Genomic DNA, 25,647 nt, shown 5'->3' on the forward strand with positions numbered 1-25,647 from the left:
CCGTACGAAATGCGCCGCGTCATTGCGCGCGTGCCGCCTGCGCGCCATCCCATAGCGCGAACTTGCCATCCTTTACGACCAGTTCCAGGTTCTTCGCTCCTGCTACACGGCGAGTCTGCGGATCGAAACGGAATTTGCCGAAGATCACGCTCGGCACGTTGTCGATTTTCGCGAAGCCATCGTGGATAGCGCTGCGGTTTGCGCCATAACGGCGAATCACTTCGCTTGCGAGAATCATCGAGTCGTACGCGCGGGCGGCGAACGTGTCAGGGTCGCTGCCATATTTCGCGCGATAGCGTGTCACGAAGCTCTGCACTTCGGGACGCGGGTCACCAGGAAAGAAGTTGGACTCGGTGTACACGCCGTTCACGGCGGGGCCGCCCAGGTCCAGGAACTTCGGCGAATACACCGAGCCGACTGCCGCGATAGGCTCGTGTACGCCAGCCGCGCGCGCTTGCCGCACGATCTGCGCGCCGTCCGAGTAGTACGAGATCAGCACGATCGAATCGGGATTCGCGCTGCGCACGCGGGTCAGCGTTGCGCGGAAATCTTTTTCATTCGGTTGATAACCTTCCGCCGCGACAACCTGTGCGCCGTTCGCGGTTGCGGCTTTGGCGAAGATGTCCTTGCTCGTGCGGCCCCAGTCGGTGTTCAGATACAGCACTGCAATCTTCCTGAAGCCGAGACCCGCCGTGACGTAATGCGCGAGCATGGGCTGCTCCTCTGCCTGACTGATCGCCGTGCTCCACATATAGTCGCCGCCCTTCGTAAAGTCGGGGTGCGAATTGGTGAAGCCGAACTGCACGAGGCCGCCGCGCTGATAGACGGGCGACGCAGCCATCGACGCGCCACTGGAAAGATCGCCGAGCTCCAGGAGAATGCGCTTGTCGTCGACGAACTTCTGCGCGATCTGCACCGCTTGACGCGGATCGCTGCGGCTATCCTCGAAGTCGTAACTCAACTGATGCCCGTTGATGCCGCCGCTGCTGTTCACCTGATCGAGCGCGAGCTCGAAGCCGCGCTTCCACTGTTCGCCGTATTGCGCGTCCTGCCCGCTCAACGGACCGGTGACGCCGACCACGTACGGGTCGCCCGCTGCGTTCGCGACGCCGACTTGCGCAAACGCGCTCACAGCGATCATGAATGCGCTCGCCAACGTGCTCCACGCACGGACCCAATCAACGCGTCCCTTCAATACACTCGACATGCCGGTCTCACACTCTGAAGTAAAGTTCGTCGATGAAACCATCCGGCATGTAACGCGCCAACGAAGATTAGCGAAGAACGTTATTCCGTCTTTAGATCGAAGCTAATAGTGCGGACAAGAAAGCTAACTTGGTGCTGGTCCGCCACTCGCGTCAATCCTGATTTCAGGCCCTGTTTGAAGGGACTTTTGCGGTTGCACGGCAGCTTCTCTGTTGCGGCATCACACACTCCACCCGTTCGTGCCATTCGCGCAATCAGGCTTTGCAAAGGCGAATTTATTATAAGAATCCTGCATGCACCCGCCCCTACAATTCCGAACGAACATGAACGGAATACATGGAACGGTGGATGGAACTGCATCATCTCGAAGCTTTCTCAGCAGTAATGTCGGCGGGCAGCATGACCGGCGCAGGAAAACTGATGGGCCGCTCGCAGCCTGGCGTCACGCGCATGATTCAGGAACTGGAGCAGGAGATCGGCTATGCGCTGTTCGAACGCAAAGGGCCGCGTGTCACGCCAACTGGTCGCGCGTTCCGCCTGTATGAAGAGGTTGAACGATCGCTCGTTGGGCTCGATGCGATTCGGGCGAGCGCACGTGCAATCGGCGCGGATATGCATGGGCCGCTACGCGTTGCGGCCACGCCTGCGCTTGCCGCGGCGCTGGTGCCGCGCGCTGTGGCGTCGTTGAATGAGCACGTTGCGCAGCTTCCATCCAGGCAAGACGGCGGACGCGGCCATCCAGTCGACGTGCAGTTGCGCAGCGCCTCCGCCGAGCAGGTGGTCCAGGCATTGCTCGCGCGGACGGTCGAAGTGGGCATCGCAACGCTACCGCTCGATCATGCGGCGCTCAACATTCACTACATCGTCGAGGCGTCGTGCGTCGCCGTGCTGCATCGCGACCATCCATCAGCGCACCGGGAGGTGCTGACGCTCGAGGAGATCGCGGGCCACGCAGTCGTTACCGTAGCGAATCGCTATCGCCTGCGGCATCGCATCGATGCTGCATTTTCGAAAGCCGGGCTCAAGCCGCTTGTTGCGCTCGAAACAAATGCATCGCTGAATGCGGTGATGGCCGCGCACGCCCAACTAGGCGTCGCGGTGGTCGACCCCGCTACCGCTTATGGCACGCCTATCGACGGCACGGTTGTGCGGCCCATCGACGTTCATATCCCGTTCCTGTTCGGCGTTGCCACATTGGCGGGCAAGCCCCCCGGGCCCGCCGCCAGTCAGGTCATCGAGTCGCTCGGCCGCGTGTGCGCGCGCCTTATGCCCGGCTCGGTGCAACACGCGGCGAACCGACAGGATCGGCTGGTGACCGACAGTGCCGACACCGGCCAGACCGACATGACAGAGGTATCGGCATGAATTCTCCTGCTGCTCGAAGCGACACTGACGCGTCCGATGGACTCGCCGCACTCGAAGCACGTCTGCGCCAGGACCTCGCCTGGCTCGAACTACCTGCGCCCTCGTGGGTACCGGCACACTTCTCGGATGGCGACCGCGCACTCGACGTCGCGATCATCGGCGGCGGCATGGCCGGACTCGCCGCGAGCGCCGAACTGCGGCTGCTGGGCATCGACAATCAGCGGGTCCTCGATCAGGCAGCCGAGGGACAGGAAGGTCCGTGGGTCACTTACGCACGTATGCAGACGCTGCGCTCGCCGAAACAGTTGACAGGCCCAGCGCTGCGCCTGCCCGCCCTCACCTTCCGCGCATGGTATGAAGCGCAGTTCGGGCGCGATCAATGGGAGCAGTTGTACAAGATTCCACGCGTGCAATGGATGGAGTACCTGCGCTGGTATCGCCGGATTCTTGATCTGCCAGTCCAAAACGGCGTGCGGATCACCGCGGTGCTGCCGCGCGAAGACGGCCTGATCGAACTGCAAGCAACCGGTTCAGAGACAGGAAACCAACGCATCCTGGCACGCCACGTCGTGCTTGCTACTGGACGCGAGGGCTTGGGCGGGCCGTTCGTTCCGGAAGTGGCGCGCGCTCTGCCCGCGCATCTTTACGCGCACTCGTCGGACGATATCCACTTTTCTGCGCTGCGCGGACGGCGCGTAGGCATGGTCGGTGCAAGTGCGTCGGCCTTCGACAATGCCGCCAGCGCGCTGGAAGCCGGCGCTGCGAGCGTCGACCTGTTTATCCGGCGCAAGGAACTGCCACGTATCAACAAGTTGACGGGGATAGGAAGCCCGGGGCTGGTGCATGGTTTCCTCCATCTGCCGGACGAATGGAAGTGGCGGTTCCTGCACTACTCCGCTCAGACCCAAACGCCGCCGCCGCGCGACAGCGTGCTGCGCGTTTCGCGCCATGCGAACGCCCGCTTTCATCTCGGCAGCCCGATCCTTTCAATCGAAGTCAACACCGGTCCGCGTGCAGCCAGCGGAACAGAGTGGCTGACCGTGGAGACACCAAAGCGGCGTTACGATGTCGACTTCCTGATCTTCGCGACAGGCTTTCAGTCGGAACTGGACACACGCCCCGAATTTGCTGCGATCGCACCACAGGTGCGGCGCTGGCGCGACCGCTTCCTGCCCGGCGCAGATGTTTTGAACGACGAGCTTGCTGCATCGCCCGATCTCGACCGCAATTTCGCTTTCCAACCGCGCAATGGACATTCGTGCCCGGCTCTCGCGCGCATTCATTGCTTCAACCATGCGGCCAGCCTGACGCACGGCAAGGTGGCCGGCGATATCCCCGCGATCAGCGACGGTGCGCAGCGGCTCGCGCGCGCCATCGCCGCCATGTTGTTCGATGCCGACCGTGAGCGGCATTACGCGGCGCTGCAAGCGTTCGCCACGGCCGAACTTGGCGGCGATGAATGGTCCGACCCCGATGCGGGCGTCATCGCAGCCAATGCCACGCCCTGATCCAACCGAGCTACGACGCATGTCTACAACATCCCGTTCCACCCCCGTAATTGACACTGCTGATGTCGTGTCGCAACTGTCCGGCCTCGCCGCCGACGGCGACGTCGCCGCATTGCGCGCTGCGCGCGCGGAAGCGACGCGCTACACGCAAGGCAGCTACGACGCATTGTTTTCGCCGGACGTCGTCGGGCTTACGCTGGACGAGCGTCTCTACGCCGCGTGGTACGCAGCGTGGCTAACGCCATCCGTTGATGCTGCGCGCTTCTACCGCGAGCGGCTGCTGACCGAAAGCCACGACCGAGCCACACATGCTGCTGCGCTGGATCGGATCGTGGCGAGCGGGCCGGCTGCCGTCGACGACACCCGGCTCGCTGCGATCCTCGCGCACACGCACTTGCTGATTACACGAGCTGCCATTGCAGGGCCCAAGGAACTGTCGACGTTGCAAGCTGCGGGGCTGACGACCCCTGCCATCGTCGCACTGTCGCAACTGATGGCGTTCGTGTCGTATCAGGTGCGTCTCGTCGCAACGCTGAGGGCCATGAATGATCCAAAGCTTTCTGACGGCAACGCTGGCGCGCCGCGAGAGGACGTGAGCAGCGCGCATGCCTTCACTGCCGACACCCTCGGTTGGAAAGCGTGGCTGAACACCGTTTCGCTCGACCAGGCCACGCCCGAACAACTCGCCGTGCTGGAAGCAAGCCATCCGAAGGCGAAGACGTCGGACTATTACCTGTTGCTCGTGCACCAGCCTGAAATTCTGCGCGAACGCTCGGGCGCTTTCAACAGCATCATGTATGCGCCGGGCGGACTGTCGCGAGCGGAACGCGAACTGGCGAGTACGGTGGTGTCGCGCGTGAACGGCTGCGTGTATTGTGCGTCGGTTCACGCGCAACGATTCATCCAACTCGCCCGGCGTGATGACGTGATCGGCCAGGTGTTCGCCAATCCAGACACCGCCGGCACCACTGAGCGGGAGCGCGCAATCGTCCGCTACTCGATTGAGCTGACGGTGCATCCCGATGCCACCGACAATGCGTCGCTGGAAGCACTGCGCGCTGTGGGACTTTCTTCCGCGGACATATGGGATCTGAGTCAGGCGGTGGCGATCTTCGCGTGGGCCAACCGGCTGATGCTGTCGTCAGGCGAGCCGGTATTTCCACAATAGGTTCGGCGCAGAGCAGCAAACGAAGCAAATGCATACGCGCGACTCTGAATTGCGAATTGCGAATAAACGATGAGTGCTGAATACTCAACGAGGAAAAGTGATGAGCCTACGTCCATTGCACGACCGCTTGATCGTCAAGCGGCTCGACCAGGAAACGAAAACCGCTTCCGGCATCGTGATTCCGGAGAGCGCCGCCGAAAAGCCGGATCAAGGCGAAGTGATCGCCGCGGGTCCAGGCAAACGCGACGCCGACGGCAAACGCATTGAACCCGATCTGAAAGTCGGCGAGCGCGTGCTCTTCGGAAAGTACGCAGGGCAGTCTGTGAAGGTCGATGGCAACGAACTGCTCGTGCTGCGCGAAGAAGACGTGGTCGCAGTGGTGACTCAATAAACAGGCGGAGAAAACGCATACGGCAGCGAAAGTAGTTATTTTCAGCGACGTCGCTCGCTCGAAACTCGTGGAAGGCGTCAACATCCTCGCTAACGCCGTCAAGGTGACGCTAGGACCAAAGGGTCGCAATGTCGTGCCGGAGCGCAGCTTCGGTTCGCCGGTTTTGACCAAGGACGGCGTCTCGGTTGCGAAGGAAATCGAATTGCCGGATAGCGTGCAGAACATCGGCGCGCAGCTTGTGAAGGAAGTGGCGTCCCGTACGAGCGATGCCGCAGGTGACGGCACCACGACTGCCACCGTGCTCGCTCAGGCTATCGTCTGCGAAGATCAGAAATACGTCACTGCGGGACTGGTAGCGTCTCCAACATGACGAACCTGCTGACAGACGGTTTGATCCGCAATTTTCGGGGCAAGGACATAAGTCCACCGCTGTCTAACGCAACGAGACGCCATCAAAACGATGACTACCCAACGGCGAAAATACGAGTCCGCTCACCCGTGTTGAGGCGGGCAGCGACACGATTGAATGCGCAATGGGCGTGTAAGGCACCTGCTGCTTGAAGATGACCTGCGCCTGCTCATACAGGCGCGTGCGCTCACTCACGTCTGCGCTGCCGCGCGCCTTCTCGATCAAGCCATTGAACGCCGGATTGCACCACTTCGCGACATTGCTGCCATGCGCGGCATCGCAGCCGAGCAAAGTGCCAAGCCAGTTATCCGGGTCGCCGTTATCGCCCGACCAGCCGTACAGAATCGCGTCATGTTCGCCGCCCTGCTTCGCGCGCCGGTTGTACTCTCCCCATTCGTAGCTGACGATCTTCGCGCGCACACCGATCTTCGCCGAGTCCTGCTGGATGATCTGAGCCATGAGTTGCGCATTCGGGTTATACGGGCGCTGCACCGGCATCGCCCACAGCGTCAGTTCGAAACCATCGGGAAAACCAGCCTGCGCGAGTAGCGCCTTCGTTTTTGCGGGATCGAGCGGCGCATCCTTCAACGCCTTGTCGTAAGACCATTGCGCGGGCGGCATCGGGTTGGTCGCGACCGTCGCGTTGCCAGAGAACACCGCTTTGATGATCGCAGGCTTGTCGATCGCCATGTCGAGCGCCCGTCTGACTTCCACGCGGTTCAGCGGCGCGTGCTGCGTGTTGTACGCAACGAATCCCACGTTGAAGCCAACGCCGGAGACCAGCTTCAGCGCGGCATTACGCTTGACCACGTCGAGATCCGCGGGCCGGGGAAAGACCGACACCTGGCACTCGCCGCTCGCGAGCTTCTGAATGCGTACCCCCGGATCGGGCGTGATTGCAAACACGAGATGCGCAAGCTTCACGTCGTCAGGCTGCCAGTAATCGGGATTCGCGTCTTAGCGAATCAACGCGTCCTTCTGATACGAGCGGAACGTGAATGGTCCCGTTCCGACCGGAAACTGGTTGATGTCGCTTTCGCGATGTGCGTCCGAAAGTCTTGCCGCGTACTCGGCGGAAAGAATCGACGCAAAGCTCATCGCAAGATCGCGCGCGAAGATCACGTCCGGCTCTTTCAGTCGAAGCGCACGGTGTAATCGTCGACGCGATCAATGCCGGCGATTTTCTTGTCGAAGCCGGGATCGCTGAAAAGTACCACACCACGGAAAAGGGGAAGGACCTGGACGTGGTGCTGCTTGCATTTGCGGCGTCTAAGTCTATGGTTTGGTTTGATTTGATTTGATTTAACAGTTCAACTCAGGCTGAAACCCACAGGGCGGGATTAAAACGACCCGTCACGCCAACTCACGACGCGAACGTGGCCCGCACATCATCCGATAGTGGTATTCGCACCGCGACGACAGTGCCCGAACTGGCGCTGCTCGCAATCGAGAGCGCTCCGCCGATCAGCCGGGCGCGCTCGGCCATCCCGAGCAATCCGTACGAGCCGCGGTGCCCGGCCGACACGGCATTCAGATCGAAACCGCAACCATCGTCGCGAATCTCCAGGTCGATCGACGCCTCGCCCGAACGCAGCGTCAATACCACGCGCGATGCGCGCGAGTGGCGCGCCACATTGGTGAGCGATTCCTGCGCAATGCGGAAAATGGCCGTGGCGCGCGAATCCTCGAGTACGGGCTCGTCGCCATATGTCACGACCGAGCAGCGAATGCGGTGACGTCCGTTGAAGTCCTCCGCGAGCCACTCGAGCGCGGACACAATGCCGAAATTCAACGCTGCAGGCCGCAAATGATTGGCGACATTGCGCACCATCCACATGGTTTTCTCGACGAGTTCGCGCATTGCGTGGGTCTTGCCCTGCGCGTCCGGATTGCCCGCCAGTTTCATCTGCAGCAGTGAAATGTCGATCTTCAGTGCGGTCAGAAGCTGGCCGAGTTCGTCGTGAATCTCGAGTGCGATACGCTTTCGTTCCTCTTCACGAATCACTTCGAGGTGCCAGGACAATTGCCGAAGCTCTTCGCGCGAAGCCCGCAGTTCCTGCTCGGTGCGCTTGCGCTCAGCGACTTCCACCTCAAGCTCGTCGCGATGACGGCGCAAATTTTCGAGCGCGTGCTTGCGAGCCGTGACATCGGCGAGCAAGCCGTCGAGCCGAACGATATCGCCGTGCGAGTGCGCGACGCCGCGCGCGCTCAGCTGTACCCAGATAGCCGTGCCGTCAGGCCGGGTCAGCCGCAGATCGAGCTCCGCTATTTCGCCGTCCCGCTTCAGGCGCGCAAAGAGGTCCTCCACCTGCTTGGGCGAAAACGGCCGCTTGTCCGGCCCGCCGGTTCCCGCAGCCACTAGCGCCGCCGCACTGTCGTAGCGGAGCAAACGCGCCATCGCCGGATTGGCTTCCTCCAGCCAGCCGTTCCGATGCAATCGGAAAATGCCTTCCAGCGCGTTCTCGACAATGCTGCGGTACTTCTGTTCGCTGTCGTAAAGGCGCGCCGTCGATTCGCGCAGGCGGTCCGCCATTGCATTGACGCGCGCAGCGAGGCGACCGAGTTCGTCGTCGGATTCCACTGCGCAACGTGCGTCGAGATTGCCGCCTGCCATGCGGTCCACCATTTCCTCGAGCCGGTTGATGGGGCCGCGCACCATGCCGTTCAGCAGGACGAGAGTGACGGCGTAGAGCGTGGCGACCATGGCGGCTATCGTCGCGAGAATCGCGTTGCGCGCATCGCGCATTGCTTGCATCGCCGGGGCTCTCGAAAGTTGAACGCGGACCTCGCCGAGCTTCTCGCGCGGCGCATCGCCGGGCGGCTGATATTCGATCGGCCGCACGCGCACCACGTCGCTGGACGGGTCGGCGCGGCGTGCGCCCTTGACCTCGGCCACGACTCCATAGCCTACCGCCGTGACCGTGAACTGCACGACCTCCGGATTCGGCGAAAGCGCGGAAAGCTGGGCGCTGATCGCGCCGCGGTCCACATTCCAGAGCGGCAACGCGAGCGAACGGCTGAAGAGATCGGAAATCCGCGCGGCGCGTTCTTCGAGTTCGGAAAATTTCTGCGCGCGCTGGTGCTCGATCAGCAGGTAAGCCGACGTGCCCGCGACCACCGCGACCAGTATCGCGAGCGCGAGCATGAGCTTCGCGTGCAGATTCAACGAGCGTAGCCCCGGAAGCGCAAATGGATGCATCACCCGCCTCCGGCGAACGGACCGAGAAGCCGTGCGAGATTGAAATCGTAGGAGCCAGGTTCGGGGTGCCGCGCCTTCGAGAACATCGTGAAATCGAGTTCGTCGCCATGATCGAAGATCGCCTGGCTGAAGCGCTCGACGTTGCCCTGATCAACCACGCTCAGAAAATCCGGCGTCTGGCGCGCGCCTCCCGATGCCGCAAAGTCTTTGCCGTGATCGTAGTCGTATAGCAGCACCATCGCCCACGCGCCGATGAAGTAGTCGCCGCCCACCATCGCGGCGAGCCCGCCTTCGGCGACGCTGCTCAGTGCGCCTCGCAGCGCGCCCATGCCGCCGACGAGCACGTGGGCGCCGCGCGACCTGACCGCGTTGAGTGCACCCAGCGCCATTGAATCGTTAGCGGCCCAAACGAGATTGGTGTCCGGATAGCGCGCAAGCAGTACGCGTGTCTTTTCCTCGCTGTCCGCGTAGCTCCAGTCGCTGAACACCAGTTGATAGATTCGCGAGCCACCGGCGCGCGACAGAAACGCGTCGACACCCGAGGCGCGCTCCTGCGAAACCGGCGTGTTAGGGTCTCCGGTGATGCCGATCACCCTTGCCGGTTCGCCGGCCAGCCGGCCGCATAAATAGCTCATCAGACGATAGCCGCCGTTCGTCGCGTTGGCTGTCACCGTTCCGATCCAGTTCTGTATGGCTTGTCGCTCGTCGCCGATCTCACGGCGTTGCCGCGCGGTGACGTCGTTATGAATGACGATAACTTTCGAAGACGAGCGAGCCAGCGACTGAAGCATCTGCTGCGCGGCCATCTTTTCGTTGACGATCACCACGTAATCAGGCGGATCGGCGCGGCGCGCGACTTCTTCGGCCTGACGCAACATGAGCAGATGATCCCGCTCTGCGTACAGTATGTCGAGACGCATGTCGAAAGACCGCGCCGCAATGCCCATGAACTGCGACACCAGTTGCCAGTGCTGCCCGGTACCGTGCTCGACGGCCTCACCCGGATTCAGGAAAACCACGCGGGCTCTGCCCGCCGATGCGCGAGCCAGGCTGATCGGGCCCAGCAGAGCGCCTAGCGAGCATGCAACGAGCGCATCTCTGCGTTTCATATCACCAATGGGTCGACTGTGACGCGGGATACTTATTATGAGTCTACCGCCACGCCATTGCACCTCTGACAAATGCGTAGGCGGTGGCGTTCACAGCGTCCCCGTGGACAGACGAAACACAGCGGTGCCCGGTCAGATCGGGGTCAATACCGGCTCGCCGGCGAAATGCCGGGTAGCGTTACGCAGAAAATTGTCCACGGATGCCGCTATTGCCTCGGGCGAGCGTCCGCCGACGTGCGGTGTCAACACGACGTTGCGCAGCTTCAGCAACGCGGCGGGCGGCTGCGGCTCGCCCTCGTAGACGTCGAGTGCCGCGCCTGCGATCGTCCCCGCTGCGAGCGCTTGCGCGAGCGCCGCGGTGTCGAGCACGCTGCCGCGAGAAACGTTCACGACGAAGCCACGCGGACCCAGCGCCTCGAACACGCTGGCGTCGATCAGGTGATGCGTGCCCGCACCGCCGGGCGTCGCGATCACGAGGAAGTCGCACCACCGCGCGAGTGCTTCGACGTCGTCGAAATAGCGCAACGATGTGCCTTCGCGCGGCTTACGGTTGCGATAGCCGATCTCCATGTCGAAGCCGGCGCCGCGCCGCGCGATTTTCTCGCCGATGTTGCCGAGTCCCACGATGCCGAGGCGCTTGCCCGAGACGTTGGGACGCATCGGCAATGCGTCGCGCCACACGCCTTCGCGCGTCGCCTCGTCGAGTCGCGGCACATCGCGCACGATAGACAGGAGCAACGCAAACGCGTGGTCGGCGACGCAGTGATCGTTGGTGCCCGCTCCGTTCACGAGCACGATGCCGCGCGAGCGCGCATGGTCCACGGCGACGTTTTCATAGCCTGCGCCGAGTGCGCTGACGAATTCGAGCTTCGGCATGCGGTCGATCTCAGTCGCGCTGAGCCCGCGTGTGCCATTCGTCAATACCGCGCGGATCGTCCCGCCGTGAGCGGCGATGGCAGCGGGATGTTGCGTCGAATCGGGCGCGTAGACGATATCGAATTCTGCCGCGATGCAAGCGCGGCTCGCGTCATCGAGATGAATGAGGATCAGCAGAGAAGGCTTCATGTCGGTCTTTTTCTTCGTGGCGTGTTTGCAGGTTGGCGGACGAAACGCGTGAAATCGAGTGTAGCAAGACCGAAAAATGCGTGCTGACGCGAAGCCGTGCTGCAAGCCGATGAAAGCCGTTTGTTTTTAGGCGGCTTTTAAGGGGCCGTAAAATAGCCGCACTTTCCGCTAAGAGAACCTCATGCTGGATACTCTGCCAGGCGCCCCTAAGCCCGCCAACGACGATTCGAAAATGTTCGACCTCGCGCCCGTCTCGCTATGGGTCGAAGATTTCAGCGGCGTGCGCGATCTGTTTGACGCATGGCGCGCCGAAGGCGTGACCGACCTGCGCGCGCACTTCGCGGATGCGCCCGAACGGATCGCCGAATGCGCACGTAGCATTCCGTCATCAAGGTGAATCAGAAGACGCTGACGCAGTTCGAGGCCGCTGATTTCGACACGCTCAACGACAACCTTGCCACTGTGTTCCGCGACGACATGCTCAAGACGCACCTGGAGGAACTGTGTCAGTTGTGGGCCGGGCAAGCGCACTTCACGAGCCAGACCGTGAACTACACGCTCGGTGGACGGCGCCTCGACGTGCTGCTCAAGGGCTCCGTGCTGCCGGGTCACGAGGAGCGCTGGGACCGCGTGCTGGTGTCGGTGGAAGACATCACCGAACTGGAGGGTGCGCGGCATCGCGTGACGCTCGCCGAGGAATATGCGCGTGGCTTGTTCGAACATTCGCCGGTATCGCTATGGGTCGAAGATTTCAGCGCGGTCAAGCATCTGCTCGATCAGGCGCGCGCGGCCGGCATTAGCGATTTCCGTGTGTTTACAGACGTACATCCGGAGTTCGTCGAGCGCTGCATGCAGGAGATTCACGTGCTCGACGTGAACTGGCACACGCTCGAAATGTTCGCCGCGCCGGACAAAAAAACGCTGCTCGCCCGCCTGCCGGAAGTGTTCCGCGACGACATGGGCCCGCATTTCCGCGAGCAGTTACTCGACCTGTGGGAAGGCAAACAGTTCCAGCAGCGCGAGGTGCTCAACTATGCGCTCGACGGCAGCGAGGTGCACGTGCATCTGCAATTCTCGGTGCTGCCTGGCCACGAAAAGAACTGGGACCTCGTGCTCGTCGCTCTGACCGATATCACCGCACGCAAGAAGGCCGAAGCGTACCTCGAATTTCTCGGCAAGCACGACGTGCTCACCAAGCTGCGCAATCGTTCGTTCTATGTGGACGAACTGAACCGGCTCGAGCGCAAAGGTCCGTGGCCCGTCACCATCATCATGGCCGATCTGAACGGCTTGAAACGCGTGAACGACCAGCTCGGCCACGCTGCCGGCGATGCGCTGCTGCGCCGCGCAGGCGAAGTGCTGGCGAAAGCCATGGAGTCGCCGTTCCAGGCCGCGCGCATCGGCGGGGACGAGTTCGCGGTCCTGATGCCGAACACCGACGAGCGCGGCGGCGTGGCGATGATCGACGCGATTCGCCAACTCGTCGAAATGAACAACCAGTTCTATCCGGGCTCGCCGCTGAGCTTTTCGATGGGAGCCGCGACCTGCCAACGCGGAGACCGCCTCGAAGCCGGCGTGCAGCGCGCGGATTTGCTGATGTACGAAGAAAAACGCTCGCACTACGAACTGCGGCCCGGTGTGAACGCCAGCGGCGTCTAAAAAGCGGGATAGCGCGACGCAGGGGTCGGCTATACTCGCCCGCCCCTCAACCGATCCGCGGCGCACCGCGCCTTCTGAAAAGAAAAGAATCATGTCGACAATTCCCGCCTGCCCCCAATGCGCAATGGAAAACACTTACCCGGACGGCGAGAACTATGTCTGTCCGGACTGCGCGCACGAGTGGCCAATCGCCGCCGCCACATCCGCTGACGAGTCAGACGAACGCGTGATCAAGGACGCCAACGGCAATGCGCTCGCCGACGGCGATGCCGTGGTGCTGATCAAGGATCTCAAAGTGAAGGGCTCGTCGATCACACTGAAGATGGGCACGAAAGTGAAGAGCATTCGGCTCGTCGGCGGCGATCATGAGGTGGACTGCAAAATGGACGCCGGCAATTTCATGTTGAAGGCGGCGTATCTGAAGAAGGTGTGAGCAAGGTGTGAGAAAGCGCGCTCACACGGCAGTGACATAGCGCGAGACCGGCTTCACGATTCGCGGCGACGGTGAGTCGTAGATTGCCCGCATGCGCTTTACTTCGTCTACGGGACTCAAGCCAAAAAGGCGCTTGAATTCGCGGCTGAATTGCGAGGCGCTTTCATAACCTACGCGCGCCGCTGCCGCGCCCGCATTCAAACCGTCTTGCACCATCAACAAACGCGCGTGATGCAAACGTGTGGTCTTTACGTATTGCATCGGCGAAGTCGCTGTCACCGCCTTGAATTGCGCGTGAAAAACAGCGAGGCTCATACCGGCTTCGGCAGCGAGTGTATCGACGTCGAGCGCGCCGTCATAATCGGCGTGGATGCGGCGCAGCGCCTTTGCAACGCGGCCAAAGTGATTCTGATGCGTGAGCGCCGCGCGAATCGCGTCGCCCTGCTCGCCGGTCAACACCCGATAACAGATTTCGCGCACGATGCTGGGCGCAAGAATGCGCGCGTCGAGCGGCGACACAAGCGCGTCCAGCAGACGCTGCACCGCGCTGCTCAAAGCGGAATCGAGCGGCGTCGAGTAGATGCCGAGCGGTTCGTTCTTCGCGGCGCCCTGGGTTTCGTTGAGCGCCATCAGCAACTCGGCCACCATGGTCAGATCGACCCGGATGGAGATGCCGAGGAACGGCTCATCAACGCTCGCCTCGGTCTCGCATTCGAACGGCAGCGGCACGGACAGCACGAGATATTGCTGCGCGTCGTACTGGAACACCTGGTCGCCGAGATAGCCGCGCTTGCGCCCCTGGCACACGATTACGATGCTCGGCTCGTACATGACCGGCATGCGCGGCAGCGGGTTGTTGGCGCGCATCAGATTCACGCCTTCCAGGCTCGAACGCGTCATGCCCGGCTTCGGCGCGAGCTTGTCGAATACTTCGATCAGGCGCTGCTGCGCGGCGTCGGCCGCTGCAAGTTCGGCTATAGGTGACGACAGTTCGGACGAGTGCTGCGACATGACGATATAGTGACGTGCAAGAGAATAATGCTTGAAATTTAACACCAATCAGCCTGCCGCGCTCTTCTCCAGGAGTTTTAGGCAAATCTTCAAGACATTCAGGTATTCACTGACTGGCCGCGGGCTCCTACTATGGGAACCCTGCCGGAACATCCTTTCCGCGCTGCGCCCCGGTCTGGTCGGCAGTTCCCGTCGATGACCCGCCACCCATGCGGGCGTTGCGATCCGCGCGGTGGTTTGACGCTCTGATCCGAAACATTCGCATGAACTGGCCGCATCGGCGACATGTATCGCCATCGCCGGCGCCTTGCAACATTCACCCTCTTTTGCTGGAGCTACCCATGAGCACGACATATGCCTATGCCGCGACCGACGCCAGCGCGCCGCTCGCCCCGTTTGAAATCCAGCGCCGCGAACTGCGCGCGCATGACGTGCAGATGGAAGTCTTGTATTGCGGCGTGTGTCACTCCGACCTGCATCAGGCCCGCAACGAATGGAAGAACACCGTATTCCCAGTGGTGCCCGGTCATGAGATCGTCGGCCGCGTCACCGCAGTGGGACCGGACGTCACGAAGTACAAGGCGGGTGATCTCGTAGGCGTCGGATGCCTGGTCGACTCGTGCCGCACTTGCGTAAGTTGCGCCGAAGGGCTCGAGCAGTATTGCGAGAACGGTTTCGTCGGTACCTATAACGGCGTGGACCGAGTCGACGGACAGATTACGTACGGCGGTTATTCGACGCAACTCGTCGTCGACGAAGAATTCACGCTGCGTGTGCCCAAAAATCTCGATCCTGCCGGCGTCGCGCCGTTGTTGTGCGCGGGCATCACGACGTATTCGCCGCTGCGCACATGGGGCGCCGGCCCCGGCAAGAAGGTCGGCATTGTCGGCCTCGGCGGTTTGGGTCACATGGGCGTGAAGCTGGCGCGTGCGATGGGCGCGCATGTCGTGCTGTTCACGACGTCGCCGTCGAAGATCGAGGACGCGAAGCGGCTGGGCGCGCACGAGGTGGTGATCTCGAAGAACGCGCAAGAAATGGAAGCGCATGCGAACAGCTTCGATCTGATTGTGAATACGGTGGCTGCGCCGCACGATCTGAACCCGTTCCTTAACCTGCTCAAACGCGACGGAACGATGACGCTGGTGGGCGCGCCGGAGCACGATCATCCGTCGCCGCAAGTGTTCAACCTCATTATGAAGCGCCGCCGGCTGGCAGGTTCGCTGATCGGCGGGATTGCCGAGACGCAGGAGATGCTAGATTTCTGCGGTGAGCATGGAATCACTTCGGATATCGAAGTTATCCCGATGCAGAAGATTAATGAGGCTTATGAGCGGATGCTGAAGAGCGACGTCAAGTATCGGTTTGTGATCGATCTCGATTCTTTGCGGAAGTGATTGCGGTTTTCTGCCTGCGGCGCGGTTGTTTTTCGCGCCTGCGGGCGGTGGACTGTTTTTTGGGCTTTTGTGGTTTGGAGTTCTGTTTCTGCCTGGGACCTTTGGCCTTTCCTTGATTTCACGGCGGTCTATTAGCGTTGCCCCTGTGCGGGGCGGCACCTACTTTCTTTGCCGCCGCAAAGAAAGTAGGCAAAGAAAGCGGCTCACACCGCTAGTTCATAAGTGAGTCCCCTGGCTCAGAACGGGCAGTGGTGCATCTGGAACCCGTGCTCTCGCACATTCCGCACTCGTGACAAGGCAGTCATGCTTCCCGCCTCGCGCGGCGCGCTCGCCGGAAAGGTAAATCGAACACCGCGCTTCGTTGTTGCGGCGGGTGCCGCCTTAGGCGGTGCTCCGGTCGAAAACTCTCGGGCGCGGCTTGATTGCCTGAAGCACAAATGTACCAACGGTTTCTACGAACTACCGCCACGGCGCGCGAAGCGCCGCCGGAAGAATGACTGCTTTGTCACTGGCGCGGAGTGTGCGAAAGCACAGATTCCAGATGCACCACTACCGGTTGCAAGCCACGGCGCCCACTTATGAGCTAGCGGTGTGAGCCCGCTTTCTTTGCTTACTTTCTTTGCGGCGGCAAAGAAAGTAAGTGCTGCCCCGCACAGGGGCAACGCTAATAGACCGCCGTGAAATCAAGGAAAGGCCAAAGGCCCCAAAACATAACCCTAGCGAAGTTAATCAAGCACCCAAACAAGCCGGCCGCACAGGCAAAAAAGCCAACCCAAACGAGAGGCACCGAATGATAGACAGAATAACCGCCATGCGCACTTTCATCCGGATCGTGGACACGAACAGCTTCACCCGCGCAGCGGAATCGCTGGACATTCCGCGCGCGTCGGCGACTACCATCGTCCAGAATCTGGAAGCCCTGCTCGGCACGCAGTTGCTCGCACGCACCACGCGGCGGCTCAGCGTCACTCCGGAAGGCGCCGCCTATTACGAACGCTGTGCGCAAATCCTCGCCGATATCGACGAAATGGAAGCCAGCATCCGGCACGCCACCGATAACCTCACCGGCCGCCTGCGCATCGAAATGCCCGGCTCGGTGGCAAGCGCGATCGTGCTGCCTGCGCTCGACGACTTCCATACGCGCTATCCCAACCTGGACCTCGCCGTGGGCGTCAGCAACCGTACGGTGGATCTGGTGTCCGAAGCAATCGACTGCAGCATCCAGCTCGGTGAATTGCCCGACTCGAATCTCGTCGCGCGGCATCTCGGCACGCTCGAGCATGTGACCTGCGCGAGCCCGGATTATCTCGCGCGATACGGCACGCCCACCGACCTCGACGACCTGCGCGGGCACGTCGCGGTTAATTGCATGTCGCCGCATAACGGCCGCGAAGTCGCTTTCGATTTCGAAGTGGACGGCGAAGCACAAAGCGTTAAAGTGAATGGCTTCGTGAAGGTCAGCGACGAGCAGGCGTATCTCACCTGCGGACTGCAAGGCCACGGACTCATTCAACCCGCCCGGATCGCCGCGCAACCGTACCTCGACTCAGGGCTATTGCGCGAAGTACTTCCGCAATGGAAGCCTGTGCCAATGCCTGTCTCGGTCGCCTATCTGAAGAATCGCCGTGTGTCGCCGCGCGTGCGCGCATTCGTGGATTGGCTCGCGGAGTTGTTCGAAAACGCCGAGCATGTCGATCAGGACCTTTCGCGCGTGCGTCAATTGCTGCGTGGCTTGCATCCCGCGTGAAGCGGATTCGATGCAGCCTCGCAGCAGTACACGAGTCACAATCCGATCAGCCTGGCAGCGGCACCGGCCGGGTCAGCAGGTCCACATAGAAATTGAAGAAGTTATGGTTGTCGAAGCGATTGCCCGCGCAGCCGCTGAATATGCTTTCCGCGGTTAGCTGCGGTTAAAACATGCCGCGAAAGATGCGGGGACAACGAGATTTAACATTTTCCAGAGAATTAACAATGCGGCGCCCGAATCGGCTTATTGCGGGCGCGCCGCACGCTGAACCCATATAACAGGTTTGAGATGAGTTATTCCGCAAAAGTGCTCTGGGGGAAGGCCTGTTTCTGAGGCCGCAGCATTTTCAGCGTCAGGACGCCTATCACGAGGCGCGCCTGTTCGAATCCATTCAGGCTATCCAGCCGTACAACTGGGGCGTGCGTTCGGCGCGCTTCGACCGTGACGCACTTGGCAGCAATGTGCTGCGCGTGAGCGAACTTTCGCTGGTGTTTCCCGACGGCGCGCTGTATTCGGCGCCACAAGCGGACGACCTGCCGCCGGCCATCGCGTTGGACACGTTACCCGACGGCATCAACGAATTTACGTTTTATCTCGCGCTGCATCCGTTGCGCGAAACGGGCGCCAACTATTCGCACGACAGCAACGCGGGCTTCGTGGCGCGCTACGTCAGTGAGCAGACGCCCGTCGCCGATCATTTCACCGACGCCGCCGAAGCCGACATCACCTTCCTCAAAACGAGCGTCAAGCTGATCGCGCACAGCGAGCCGCGCGATCAACTGCTTTCGGTGCCGCTCGTGCCCGTGCGCCGCACGGCCACGTCGGGCTTTGAAATCGACGACAGCTTCGTGCCGCCGTGCCTCGCAATCGACGCTTCGCCGGTTCTGCATCAGCGGCTGCGCCAGCTAATCGACGCGCTGCAGGCCAAGGTCAACGCGCTGTACGGCTTTCACCGCAAACCGACCAAGAACATCATCGAGTTCCGTTCGGGGGACATTGCCTCGTTCTGGCTGCTGCACACGGCGAGCGCGGCGTTCGCGTCGCTCGCTCATCTGTATCAGCATTCGGCGCTGCATCCGGAGCGGCTCTTTCAGGAGTTGCTGCGCCTCGCCGGCCAGTTGATGACGTTTTCCAAGGGCTACGCGCTGTCCGACCTGCCGGCTTATCGTCACGACGACCCGGGCCCCGGCTTTGCCCGGCTCGATATGATCCTGCGCGATCTGCTGGAAACCGTGATCTCCACACGCTACTTCGCGATCGCGCTCGAAGAAGTGCGTCCGTCGTTCCATGCGGGTCGGCTCGACTCCGGCAAGATCGACGACAAGACGCTTTTCTACATTGCCGTATCCGCCGACATGCCCACCGCCGAACTGGTCGAAGCGGTGCCGCCGCGCTTCAAGGTCGGCGCGCCTGACGACGTCGACAAGCTCGTGCTCTCGGCCATGCCTGGCGTGCGGCTCGTCTACACGCCGCAGGTGCCACCTGCGATTCCGGCGCGGCCGGGCGCATGCTATTTCTCCTTCGAGCCGCGCGGCGCGCTGTATGAGCGCATGTTGCAAGCGCAATCGGCAATGATCTATGCGCCCTCGGGCATCAACGATCTTCAACTTGAACTCATCGCGGTCACATCATGAGCTACGCGCCTTCACTTTTCGGCGGCAGCACGCCAGCCGCGACGCCCGCGCCAGCGGCCGAGACGAGCTATCAGGTCCGTTCGCTACTCGACTGCTGTACGACGGCTTCTTCATGCTGTTCCTGTTGAAAAACGGCCGCGAGCCTGGCGAAGCGCACGAATTCAGCCAGCGCATTCAGCAGTTTCTCGGCGACTTCGAGCGCGGCGCGAAAAAGCTCAATGCCTCCGCAGAAGACGTCTACGCGTCGAAGTTTGCGTTCTGCGCGGCGATAGACGAGTCGGTGTTGTCGTCCACGTTCAAGATTCGCACGGAATGGGAGCGGCGGCCGCTGCAACTGGTGCTGTTCGGCGAGCAGCTCGCGGGCGAAAAATTCTTCCAGTATCTCGAGGAATGCCGCGCGCAAGGCGCGGCCCGTCTGCAATCGCGCGAGGTGTTCCACATGTGCCTGTTGCTCGGCTTTCAAGGCAAGTACTTGCTGGAAGGGCCGGAGAAGCTTGCGTATCTGACCGCGCGCATCGGCGACGAAATCGCGCACATGAAGGGCAAGCGTGCGCCGTTCGCACCGCATTGGCCGTTGCCCGATCAGGTCGCGCACCGTCTGAAGCGCGAAGTGCCGTTGTGGTCGATCGGCGCGGTGTTCGCGCTGGTGGGACTGCTGGCTTATCTTGGCCTGAACACGTATTTGCGCGATCAGACCTTGCGCACGTTGGCGCCCTATTCGCAGGTGGTCAAGCTGGGGCCGCAATCGGCCACGCTAACGATCTCGTTGCCCTGAGGTCAGGGCGATACAAGTAAAACGGCCCGCGTGGATTGAGCGGGCCGTTTTTCATTGCGCGACAGACCATACCGCTTACTGCGACTCCTCCGCCCACACCGCATTCTCGCGCGCCATCAGCGCCGTAGACGCAGCCGGTCCGAATGTGCCGGCGGTGTAGTTACGGGGCCGCTCGCCCGACTTCGCCCAGCCTTCGAGAATCGGCTCGGCCCAGGCCCACGCAGCTTCCAGTTCGTCGCGGCGCATGAAGTGGGTGAGGCGTCCGCGAATCACGTCGATCAACAGACGCTCGTAGGCTTCCGCGCGACGCTCGGTGAACGCCTGCTGCAAGTCGAGGTTCAGATTCACCGGCAGCATGTGCATGCCGCTGCCCGGTTCCTTCGCGAGCATTTGCAACTGGATCGACTCTTCCGGCTGCAACTGGATCACGAGACGGTTGCCGTAGTTGCGTCCGCCGCTCGGAATGATCGAGAACGGCAGTTCGGAGAATTCGATGACGATCTCCGACACCTTTTTCTGCATGCGTTTGCCGGTACGCAGGAAGAACGGCACGTTGGCCCAGCGCCAGTTGTTGATATGTGCGCGCAACGCGACGAACGTCTCCGCGCGGCTTCCCGCCGGCACGTTGTCTTCCTGGAGATAGCCCTTCACCGCCTCGCCGTCCACCGCGCCCGCGGTGTACTGGCCGCGCACGGTATCGCGGGCGATGTCCTCGGGCGTCATGGGCCGCAACGAGCGCAGCACCTTGAGCTTTTCGTCGCGGACCGCGTCCGGGTCGAGCGACACAGGCGGCTCCATCGCGACGATGCACAGCAGTTGCAGCAGGTGGTTCTGCACCATGTCGCGCAACGCGCCGGTTTTGTCGTAGAAGCCGGCGCGGCTGCCCACGCCGACCGTTTCGGCCACCGTGATCTGCACGCGCTTGATATAGGGCGCCTGCCACAGCGGGCCGAAAATCGGATTGCCGAAGCGCAGCACCATCAGGTTCTGCACGGTTTCCTTGCCGAGGTAGTGGTCGATCCGGTAGATCTGCGCTTCGCTGAAATGCTTGCCGACCGCCGTGTTGATCTCCTGCGCGGACGCCAGATCGTGGCCGAGCGGCTTTTCGAGCACGACGCGCGAGTTGTCGTCCACCAGCCCCGCCCCAGAGAGGTTCTCGCAAATGGTCATGAACAGATCGGGCGACGTCGCGAGATAGAACACGCGGCGCACGCCTTCGCGCGACGCTTCCTTCAGCCGCTGATAGTCTTCGGCCGAGTCGACGTCCATGCGCACGTATTCGAACAGCGCGAGAAATTTGTCCCACGCGGCGGCATCGAATGCTTTCTTTTCGATGAAGGGCTTGGCCTTCTGCTCCATGAACTCGTTGATGTACTCTTCGCGCGACCACGGCTTGCGCCCGATCGTGAGGATGCGCGTCTCCGGCGGCAGGTTGCAGTGCAGATGCGCCATGTACAGCGCGGGGAGCAGCTTGCGAAACGACAGGTCGCCGGTGCCGCCGAAGATGATCATGTCGAGCGGAAGGTCGGGAGTCGCAGAAGCGTGTTGGGTCGTCATAGCGCGGTCGCAGCGTCGTGAGAAAGAAGGCGTTGCCAGGAGCCAACGGACCATTGGAGCCGGGGCCTGGGGCAAAGGCAGAAAAAGCGGATGCGCGGCCTCGTGGCACGCTGATCGGCACATTTTTCTGGCAAACGCCTATGGTGCAACGTTTTGCGATTGTTTGCACGGCAACATGCGCCGCAGGGTGGCGCAATATGCCAACGGGCTCGGGAAGCCTCTGTTTCGACGGGGTTTTCTTATTGGGCTGGACGCGATGGGCGTTGTGGGGGCTGAGTGGGCGTCGGCGTACCTGGCTCAGCCGCCAGACAAAGCCTCGCGCGCAACCCGGCACGCCGCCAGATCCCACGCGGCACAGCCGACGCTTTTGAAAACGATCGGCGTTTGCGCCTCCAACGGCACGGAGTTATCCAGCACTGCCGCGATGCCCCGAACGTCGCTCCAATCCACGCCTGCCTGGATGAAATCGCCGGCTTCGTGTTTCGCTCCGGCCTCGTCGTCGACGAAAAGCGCGCTGTCCACGATCGTCCGCGCGCCGATTTCGACCATCTCGGGCGTGAACGCGCCGACGCCGATCACGAGGCGGCTCGCGCGCGGGGCTTCGTCATAGACGGGTTGCCGGCTCGTGGTCAGCGCAATGACCGTGTTGACCGACTCGGGCAGCGCTGCGTCCGGGGCCGCAAGCGGCCTGACCTCGAAGGCCTTGCCGCGATGCGCGGCGCAAAACGCTTCGGCGCGCGCCGGCGCACTGCCCTTCACCCACACGCGGGCGTCGGGGTAGAGCTCTCCTATCGCTTCCAGATGATTGAGCGCCTGCGTGCCGGTGCCGATCAACAAAAACTCGCGGGGCGTGGCCGCGGCAAACGTCCGGACGCCGAGCATCGACATGGCAGCGGTACGGCGGCCCGTCACCGTGGGGCCGTCGAGGATGAACAGCGTCTCGCCGGTGTCGGCGTCGAACGCCATCACCTGGCCGTGGATCGTCGGCAAGCCGCGGGACCCGTTGCCGGGACACACGTTGACGAGCTTGTGGATTGCGAGATCGGGCGCGGTTGCCGGCATCGACAGCAAAATGCCGCCTTGGTTCAGCGGCACGACAAGCCGCTCAGGACTCGTTATCCGTTGCTGCGCGTACTCGATGCTCGCGCTCTTTAACGCGTCGACGAGTGCGGCATACGGTGTGAGCCGCGCGGTGGCGGCGGCGTCGAAAATCTGCGTGGTCGGACGGGTCATGAGCGGATGTCTGGTCGCGGTGGAGACAGGCGATTCTACGACGCCTCGCCGCCTCCCGAGCGCGCAATACGATCTCTTGTGAAGGCGGTGGCAATGACGGGTAGCCGCGAAGCTAGCCATGACGCCAAGCATGACGGCGCTGCAACTCCGCGCGTGTCTCAGGTGTCGCGCATGTCCTGCTCGCTCACAGCGGACTCACTGCGCGGCGCCCGAATTCCCGCTGCTGTCGCCGGACTTTTTGCCGCCTTTGAACATTGCGCGGCACGGCGGGCTGAGTTCGTCGATGTGCTGCTTCATGCAGGCCGTGATTTTCGCTTTGTTGGGAATGTCCGCGGCGCAAAAGTGCATCGCGTCGCCGCGACAGGCCTTGGCCTGCTCGTCGTGCGTCGCGGCATGCGCCGCGGTACCGGCGCTGAGTGCGCCGAGTGCTAAGAGGCTCGCGGGGAGCAGGGTGTGGATTCGAGTCATGTCGGGTCCTGTATCGCAATGTCGATACAGCGCGTAACAGCAGAAAACGGGCCCGATCAACTGCGGCGCGGCGTGATGGGGACGGTTGTGCCGGTTGTGCGTGCCACACCGCCTTGCCGCGCTCGCTGCTCAGCCCTCGCCCTCAGCCGTCAGCCGTCAGCCGTCACCTAAACCAAGCACCATGCCGCGGCCGGCGTAAAACCGCGTCATCGTCGCGAACGGCAGGTAGACGTCGGCCTGTTGCGGCCCGATTCCCGATGGATTGTGGAACCACACGCCGTTCGCGTCGCGTCCATGAAGCAGAATCAGATGCCCGCCCTGGCGCTGATTGGGCCGCTCCGGATAGCGAATCTCAGGGCTGACGGAGACAATGGCGAGCGTCCGCGAATTCAGGCGCGAGGCGATCTCTTCGAGCGTAGCCTGTGACAACACGTCGACGCGTACCCCGAACGCCCGCTGCACCCACGCCGCAAACGGGTGATAGATAAGACCGTCGACGCCGCCGTCGTCCCTGATTCGATACACGCCGTGCGCGAGCGCTTCGTCAAGCAGCGCGGCGCGCGGAGGGTGTTCGATACGCCAGTAGTCGAGTGCCGATTCGAGGCACGTCAGACCGCACAGGCGTTTGGCCCAGAAGCGGTAGCGTTCCGGGTCCGAGAAGCCGCTTTTCTGCCAGCCGGGGTCGTCGCAAGGATCGCCGTTCTGCTCGACGATATGGCGAACCCATTCGGGGCTGCCCCATTGCGTGTGATACGGCACGCCGGCGTGGCGCAGGGTCGGTTCGTTCATGCTGACGCGATGAATGCAAAGTGTGGGACGTGAAAACGGCAGACGCGTTTACAACATGCTGCGAGGCCGCTGCATGGTGCCGTCGAAAAAACGCTGCAGGCGAAATGCCGACAGGTCCAGCGACGCCTGACCGCCGTCGTTAATTTCCGCAAGCATCTTGCCGACGATAGGTCCCATGGCGAAACCATGGCCGCAAAAGCCCGTGGCGATCGTGAGACCGCTGACCTGCGGCGGGGCGTCGATCACCGGAATCCCGTCGGGCAGCACATCGATTAAACCCGCCCATGACTCGACCACCTGCGCGTCCTTCAGCGCGGGAAACAGCGAGCGCAGTTTGGCAAGCGCGCGGGGCGCGTGGCTCACGTTAGGTTGCGGATGCGGATCGCGCGGATGCAGCACGCGCTCGCTCTGCGGCACGCTGCCCGGCAGACGGTCGCGCAAGTCGCGCAAGCAGGCGCCGTTCAGATGAAAGCTGAACTTCTGGCGCTGACTCCACAGTTCGGGCACAAACCATTTCAGCGCACGGAAATGACCGAGCGTCATGTCGACGTCGACCTGCATGTCGTCGGCGAGATTGATCGCGCCGTTCGCGCGTTGCCGCACGCCGAGGCCATGTCCCCAGAACGTGGACGCGGTGACGGGCGGCAATGGATTCGTGCGCATGCAGGTGCCGCGCACCGCCTGCTGCGGCAATTCGAGGCCCAGTGTTTTCAGAAGACGCCAGCTACTCGCGCCCGCCGCGCAAATGAAACGCGACGTGCGGATGGTTCCGCGCTCGGTCACGACGCCGGCGATCGCGCCGCCCGCGCGCTCCACGCCGAGCACGCCGCAGCCTTCGAAAAATAGCGCGCCCGCTTCCCCCGCCCGCGCCGCGAAAGCAGCAGCGGCGCGGCGCGGCTCCGCCTGACCGTCGCTCGGGGTATAGAGGCCGCCGAGCGCTGGGCCTTGCATGCCGGTCACTACCGAATCGATCTGCTTTCGATCGAGCGTACGCGTGTCGAGTCCGTGTTCTCGCGCGACGTCCATCCATTGCTGGAACGACGTCCAGTCGTCTTCGCTGCTCGCCACGTAAAGACAGCCGCCTTGGCGCCATTCCAGATCGAAGTTCAACTCGCGCTCGAGCGTTTCCCACAACGGTATGCTCGCCATCATCAACGAGACTTCGGCGGATTCGCGGCCCTGCTGGCGCACGAAACCCCAGGCTCGCGACGACTGCTGGCCGGCAATGCGCGACTTGTCGAGTACGACCGCGGACAACCCGCGCCGCGCGAGGTAGTAGGCTGCTGCGCAACCCATGATGCCGGCGCCGGCGATCACCACGTCTGCGTGTTGGGGAAACGGTTGGTCGGCGACGGTGAAGCCGGCGTGCAGCGGATAAGTCGTGGTCATCGGCGGAGTGGTTTTAAGTGCGAGCGTAATCTTGGCAGGCGAACCGATTGTCCGCAATGTCCGCAATGGCAACGGCGCGCGAAGCGCTGCGGGAGCCGCTCCGCGACGAGGCGATTCGCCGGGTTCAGCCAGGACGCG

17 protein-coding genes and 5 pseudogenes are annotated in these 25,647 nt (G+C 62.3%); 11 read left to right on the plus strand and 11 right to left on the minus strand.

Annotated features, from left to right (window positions below):
• Window positions 1–19 precede the first annotated feature (19 nt).
• Complete coding sequence (locus RW095_RS09050; protein WP_394365116.1) at window positions 20–1,207, minus strand: ABC transporter substrate-binding protein; 1,188 nt, start codon at window positions 1,205–1,207, stop codon at window positions 20–22.
• A gap of 347 nt (window positions 1,208–1,554) precedes the next feature.
• Here RW095_RS09050 and RW095_RS09055 point away from each other — a divergent pair, with 347 nt between their 5' ends.
• From RW095_RS09055 to RW095_RS09075, 5 genes and pseudogenes are all read left to right on the plus strand, one after another.
• Window positions 1,555–2,571: a LysR family transcriptional regulator gene (locus tag RW095_RS09055; protein WP_317018588.1), complete on the plus strand. Its 1,017-nt coding sequence runs from the start codon at window positions 1,555–1,557 to the stop codon at window positions 2,569–2,571.
• The gene (locus tag RW095_RS09060) at window positions 2,568–4,079 is read left to right on the plus strand and encodes an NAD(P)/FAD-dependent oxidoreductase (protein ID WP_317018589.1); all 1,512 of its coding nucleotides are present in this window, start codon (window positions 2,568–2,570) and stop codon (window positions 4,077–4,079) included. The genes RW095_RS09055 and RW095_RS09060 overlap by 4 nt, the downstream gene beginning before the upstream one ends.
• Before the next feature lie 19 nt (window positions 4,080–4,098).
• Entirely contained in the window at window positions 4,099–5,247 is a 1,149-nt protein-coding gene (locus RW095_RS09065; protein WP_317018590.1) for a CMD domain protein, read from the plus strand.
• 100 nt (window positions 5,248–5,347) lie between these two features.
• Window positions 5,348–5,638 (plus strand): co-chaperone GroES, encoded by a 291-nt coding sequence (locus RW095_RS09070; RefSeq protein WP_317018592.1) that lies wholly within the window; start codon window positions 5,348–5,350, stop codon window positions 5,636–5,638.
• Between the two features lie 37 nt (window positions 5,639–5,675).
• Window positions 5,676–5,990, plus strand: a pseudogene (locus RW095_RS09075) (TCP-1/cpn60 chaperonin family protein); the annotation flags it as partial.
• 81 nt (window positions 5,991–6,071) lie between these two features.
• Here the strand turns inward: RW095_RS09075 and RW095_RS09080 are convergent.
• The 4 genes and pseudogenes from RW095_RS09080 to RW095_RS09095 form a co-directional block, all read right to left on the minus strand.
• Window positions 6,072–7,255, minus strand: a pseudogene (locus RW095_RS09080) (ABC transporter substrate-binding protein); the annotation flags it as partial.
• A 155-nt stretch (window positions 7,256–7,410) separates the two neighbouring features.
• Window positions 7,411–9,246, minus strand: a complete 1,836-nt coding sequence (locus RW095_RS09085) for a sensor histidine kinase (protein WP_317018594.1) — start codon at window positions 9,244–9,246, stop codon at window positions 7,411–7,413.
• A complete protein-coding gene (locus RW095_RS09090; RefSeq protein WP_317018595.1) occupies window positions 9,246–10,355 on the minus strand; it encodes an ABC transporter substrate-binding protein in 1,110 nt (369 codons plus the stop codon). Before RW095_RS09090 ends, RW095_RS09085 begins: the two co-directional genes overlap by 1 nt.
• Before the next feature lie 132 nt (window positions 10,356–10,487).
• Window positions 10,488–11,420 (minus strand): 2-hydroxyacid dehydrogenase, encoded by a 933-nt coding sequence (locus tag RW095_RS09095; protein WP_317018596.1) that lies wholly within the window; start codon window positions 11,418–11,420, stop codon window positions 10,488–10,490.
• 181 nt (window positions 11,421–11,601) lie between these two features.
• Here RW095_RS09095 and RW095_RS09100 point away from each other — a divergent pair.
• Window positions 11,602–13,079, plus strand: a pseudogene (locus RW095_RS09100) (diguanylate cyclase domain-containing protein).
• Window positions 13,080–13,170: 91 nt separating this feature from the next.
• Window positions 13,171–13,512, plus strand: a complete 342-nt coding sequence (locus RW095_RS09105; RefSeq protein ID WP_317018598.1) for a zinc ribbon domain-containing protein YjdM — start codon at window positions 13,171–13,173, stop codon at window positions 13,510–13,512.
• A 21-nt stretch (window positions 13,513–13,533) separates the two neighbouring features.
• Here the strand turns inward: RW095_RS09105 and RW095_RS09110 are convergent, their stop codons facing one another.
• Complete coding sequence (locus tag RW095_RS09110) at window positions 13,534–14,523, minus strand: AraC family transcriptional regulator (protein WP_317018600.1); 990 nt, start codon at window positions 14,521–14,523, stop codon at window positions 13,534–13,536.
• A 341-nt stretch (window positions 14,524–14,864) separates the two neighbouring features.
• On the opposite strand from RW095_RS09110, the gene RW095_RS09115 reads away from it, so the two are divergent.
• The 4 genes and pseudogenes from RW095_RS09115 to RW095_RS09130 all read left to right on the plus strand — a co-directional run bounded on the left by RW095_RS09115 (window position 14,865) and on the right by RW095_RS09130 (window position 20,073).
• Complete coding sequence (locus RW095_RS09115; protein ID WP_317018601.1) at window positions 14,865–15,917, plus strand: NAD(P)-dependent alcohol dehydrogenase; 1,053 nt, start codon at window positions 14,865–14,867, stop codon at window positions 15,915–15,917.
• 790 nt (window positions 15,918–16,707) lie between these two features.
• Entirely contained in the window at window positions 16,708–17,664 is a 957-nt protein-coding gene (locus RW095_RS09120) for a LysR family transcriptional regulator (protein ID WP_317018603.1), read from the plus strand.
• Between the two features lie 288 nt (window positions 17,665–17,952).
• Window positions 17,953–19,298: pseudogene (gene tssK, locus RW095_RS09125) on the plus strand (type VI secretion system baseplate subunit TssK).
• Window positions 19,295–20,073, plus strand: a pseudogene (locus tag RW095_RS09130) (DotU family type IV/VI secretion system protein). The pseudogenes tssK and RW095_RS09130 overlap by 4 nt, the downstream one beginning before the upstream one ends.
• A 75-nt stretch (window positions 20,074–20,148) precedes the next feature.
• Here the strand turns inward: RW095_RS09130 and zwf are convergent.
• The 5 genes from zwf to RW095_RS09155 all read right to left on the minus strand — a co-directional run bounded on the left by zwf (window position 20,149) and on the right by RW095_RS09155 (window position 25,509).
• Window positions 20,149–21,630 carry a glucose-6-phosphate dehydrogenase gene (gene zwf, locus RW095_RS09135; protein WP_317018604.1) on the minus strand — a complete coding sequence of 494 codons (1,482 nt, stop codon included), beginning with the start codon at window positions 21,628–21,630 and terminating at the stop codon, window positions 20,149–20,151.
• A 297-nt stretch (window positions 21,631–21,927) separates the two neighbouring features.
• Window positions 21,928–22,863: a bifunctional Delta(1)-pyrroline-2-carboxylate/Delta(1)-piperideine-2-carboxylate reductase gene (gene lhpI / locus RW095_RS09140; RefSeq protein ID WP_317018606.1), complete on the minus strand. Its 936-nt coding sequence runs from the start codon at window positions 22,861–22,863 to the stop codon at window positions 21,928–21,930.
• 195 nt (window positions 22,864–23,058) lie between these two features.
• Window positions 23,059–23,331, minus strand: a complete 273-nt coding sequence (locus tag RW095_RS09145) for a hypothetical protein (RefSeq protein WP_317018607.1) — start codon at window positions 23,329–23,331, stop codon at window positions 23,059–23,061.
• 156 nt (window positions 23,332–23,487) lie between these two features.
• Window positions 23,488–24,120 carry a C39 family peptidase gene (locus RW095_RS09150; RefSeq protein WP_317018608.1) on the minus strand — a complete coding sequence of 211 codons (633 nt, stop codon included), beginning with the start codon at window positions 24,118–24,120 and terminating at the stop codon, window positions 23,488–23,490.
• A gap of 48 nt (window positions 24,121–24,168) precedes the next feature.
• Window positions 24,169–25,509, minus strand: a complete 1,341-nt coding sequence (locus RW095_RS09155; RefSeq protein WP_317018610.1) for an NAD(P)/FAD-dependent oxidoreductase — start codon at window positions 25,507–25,509, stop codon at window positions 24,169–24,171.
• Window positions 25,510–25,647: the final 138 nt, after the last annotated feature.

The sequence above is a fragment of the Paraburkholderia kirstenboschensis genome (assembly GCF_032806925.1).
GTDB classification, from domain to species: domain Bacteria; phylum Pseudomonadota; class Gammaproteobacteria; order Burkholderiales; family Burkholderiaceae; genus Paraburkholderia; species Paraburkholderia kirstenboschensis.